The 3,019-nt window shown below is 32.0% G+C and carries 2 protein-coding genes; both read left to right on the plus strand.

From position 1 onward, the window contains the following. The first annotated feature begins 74 nt into the window (after window positions 1–74). Window positions 75–899, plus strand: coding sequence for an AraC family transcriptional regulator (locus P8H68_RS02360; RefSeq protein WP_300321129.1), 825 nt, complete (start codon window positions 75–77; stop codon window positions 897–899). Between the two features lie 293 nt (window positions 900–1,192). After that, a partial coding sequence (locus P8H68_RS02365) for an outer membrane beta-barrel protein (protein ID WP_300321132.1) occupies window positions 1,193–3,019 on the plus strand: 1,827 nt, incomplete at its 3' end.

The raw sequence follows: 3,019 nt of genomic DNA on the forward strand, positions 1-3,019 counted from the left end.
CACAGCTTCGATTTTTTTTTTGGCATAACTATTGTTTGATAATAAAGTAATAACCGTTATTACTACACTTAAGCATGCCGCCAATAAAGATTCACAATAAAATTGAAACAGAAAACTCGTTTAAAATAGCAGCGTTTAAAAAAGATATTCGGAGAACCAAACCGCATAAACATCATAAATATATTGAGATTGTTTTTTTTACGGAAGGTAGCGGAACGCACGCTATAGATAATAACGAAATTGAAATTGTACCTTTTATCGTACATATTGTTAGAAAAGAACAGGTGCATTTTTGGGATTTACAATCAGAACCATCGGGCTATGTGATTTTATTGAAAAAGGAATTCATTGAAAATGCTTTGGATAAAGAGCTGAAAAGATTGCTTTTTGATTTGAGTAAATACTCTTATTTTTTTCCAAAAGATAAAGATACCGTGACTGCTTTATTTGCTATGTTACTTAAAGAATATGATGCCAAAGAAGCAGAAAATGAAATAGTATTAGAAGGATTGTTCAAAGTTTTGTTGGCTAAATTGTTGCAGTCAGAAACAAGAAAAGAAACAACAAGAGAAAGTTTATACCACAAATTTGTAGACTTATTAACTTCACATAAAATAACGTCGTCTAAAGTAGAGGATTATGCCGCTTTATTACATACAACTCCTCAAAATTTAAATACAATATGTAAAAAAGAAACCAATTCTTCTGCCTCTGCTTTACTTTCTGAGTTTATCGTGAGTGAAGCAAAAAGATTGTTGTGGTATTCCAATCTTAGTATTCAAGAAATTGCGTATTCCTTACCGTTTAAAGATAATTCTCATTTCAGTAAATTTTTCAAACGCAGTGTAGGGGTAACGCCAAAAGTCTTTAGAATGAGCCAACAAGGGGTACCACAATAATTTCAAAAAGACCATTTTATCATTTATAATTTATATAATTTTAACCCATCCTAAATAAAATAGTGATGTATATCACTATTTTTAAAGAGCTTGTAGGTTAGACTACTATAGTTTAATAGTCTTATTTATTTACGTGAGTTTATATATTCTTATAAATGATACAAACGAGGTAACTATTGACACATTTGAACTAAAGTATTTTAGGTTTACAACGAATAAAAACTATAATTTTACCAAAAAGAAATTGTACTGATGAATACCCTATTATTGCAATTTATTATCAAAAGAGAATCATGAAAAAATTAGTAAAAATTACCTTAACAATCTTAGGATTGTTTGTTTTTGGAAGTGCAACTTTAGTTGCTCAAGATGCGAATCTAAAAGGAAAGATTATTGACAAAGAGTCAAATGAATCTGTTCCCTTTGCAACCGTAATTATCAAATCAGATGTAAAAAGAGATGGTACCAGTACCGATGATAAAGGAAAATTTGATTTTGAGAATTTGGTTCCAGGAACCTATACGGTAACGGTTTCTTATATTGGTTTTGATGATACAGTAATTGAAAATATTGAAATCAAAGAAAATAATCAAAATATAAACCTTGGTGCTATTTATTTATCTGTCAATACCGAAGCTTTGTCTGAGGTTGAGGTTACTGGTGTGAATAAAACACAAGTAACTAAAATAGATAGAAAAACCTATTCAGCGAAAGATTTTGAAACTGCAAAAGGAGGAAATGCTGCAGATGTTTTAGGAAAACTTCCTTCAGTAACAGTAGCACCTGATGGGAACGTTTCTGTGCGTGGAACTTCGGATTTTATGGTATACTTAAATGGGAAACCTACAAATATTGATGCGAGTACTTTATTGAATCAGATTTCAAGTAATGATATTGATAAAATTGATATTATCTCTGTTCCAACAGCACGTTATGATGCTCAGGGAAAAGGAGGTATCATCAACATCAAAACAAAATCTAGCGGAATTCAAGGATTTGCTGCAACTGCAACAGGTACCATTGGAGGTGCACCTTGGGCAAATGATAGAGATGTGTATAGTGGGCATAGCATGCGAGATGATCGTTATGTAGCAGGACTTAATTTGATGTATAATACAGAGAAAATTTCCTTGCATGGTTCTTTTAATTATAACGAAAAGAATGTAAACGGAATGCGTATTGGACGTGCTAGAGTTTTGGTAGATGATACTACAAACCCTGATACGTATTACCATATGAATGCCCAAGGAGAAAGACCAGAGTGGTACAAATATTATTCAGCAAATGTGGGAGTAGATTTCCATTTAGCTGACAACAAAGAATTGTCTTTTTCTTATTTCTATGGGAATAGAAATAATGGTAGAGCAGCGTATTATGTTTATGATACTTATAATGGTCCAGCTAATGCCATGGTAGAAGATGATACTAATGTAGAATACATTTACAATCCAAATATCGATAATAGATATGGTGATTATAATACCGCTAGTGTCGATTATACAGTAGATTTTGATGAAGACTCTAACTTAAAACTATCTGGTACCTATGAAAGTTCAGGATTGAGTAGAGAATTATCGAATACAAACTATTTCTACAATTCAAGAGAAGACTTAGAAAATGATGTTGAGAATGGATATACTGGTGCAGTTGAAACTAGTAAATATGGTATGTCAGATAATACTCCTTTAAAAGGATACAGAGGTTCTGTAGACTATGCTAAAACCTTAGATAATGGATCTGAAATTGGCGTAGGTGGACAAGTTCAGTACATCGGAATTAAGGGAGATTTTAGATTTGAAAACGATTTGGTTACACCACCAGACCCTGTTAAGGGACTAGATAATTCAATTGATTTAAATAGAACCGTATATGCTGCTTATGTTGATTATTCCGGTTCTGGTGATAAAATAAGTTATAATTTTGGTCTACGAACGGAATATGGAGATCAAAACACATATATTGATAATACAACATATCTTGGAAGTTTTGGATTATCTGAAGAAAACAATTATTCTCAAACAAAACTAGATTTATTTCCATCGGCGCATATTAGCTACCAAAAAAGTGACAATACGAAATATTTATTGGCAGCAAGTAGACGTATCAACAGACCTTCTTTG

Origin of the sequence: Flavicella sp., assembly GCF_029238425.1 — a bacterium.
GTDB lineage: Bacteria > Bacteroidota > Bacteroidia > Flavobacteriales > Flavobacteriaceae > Flavicella.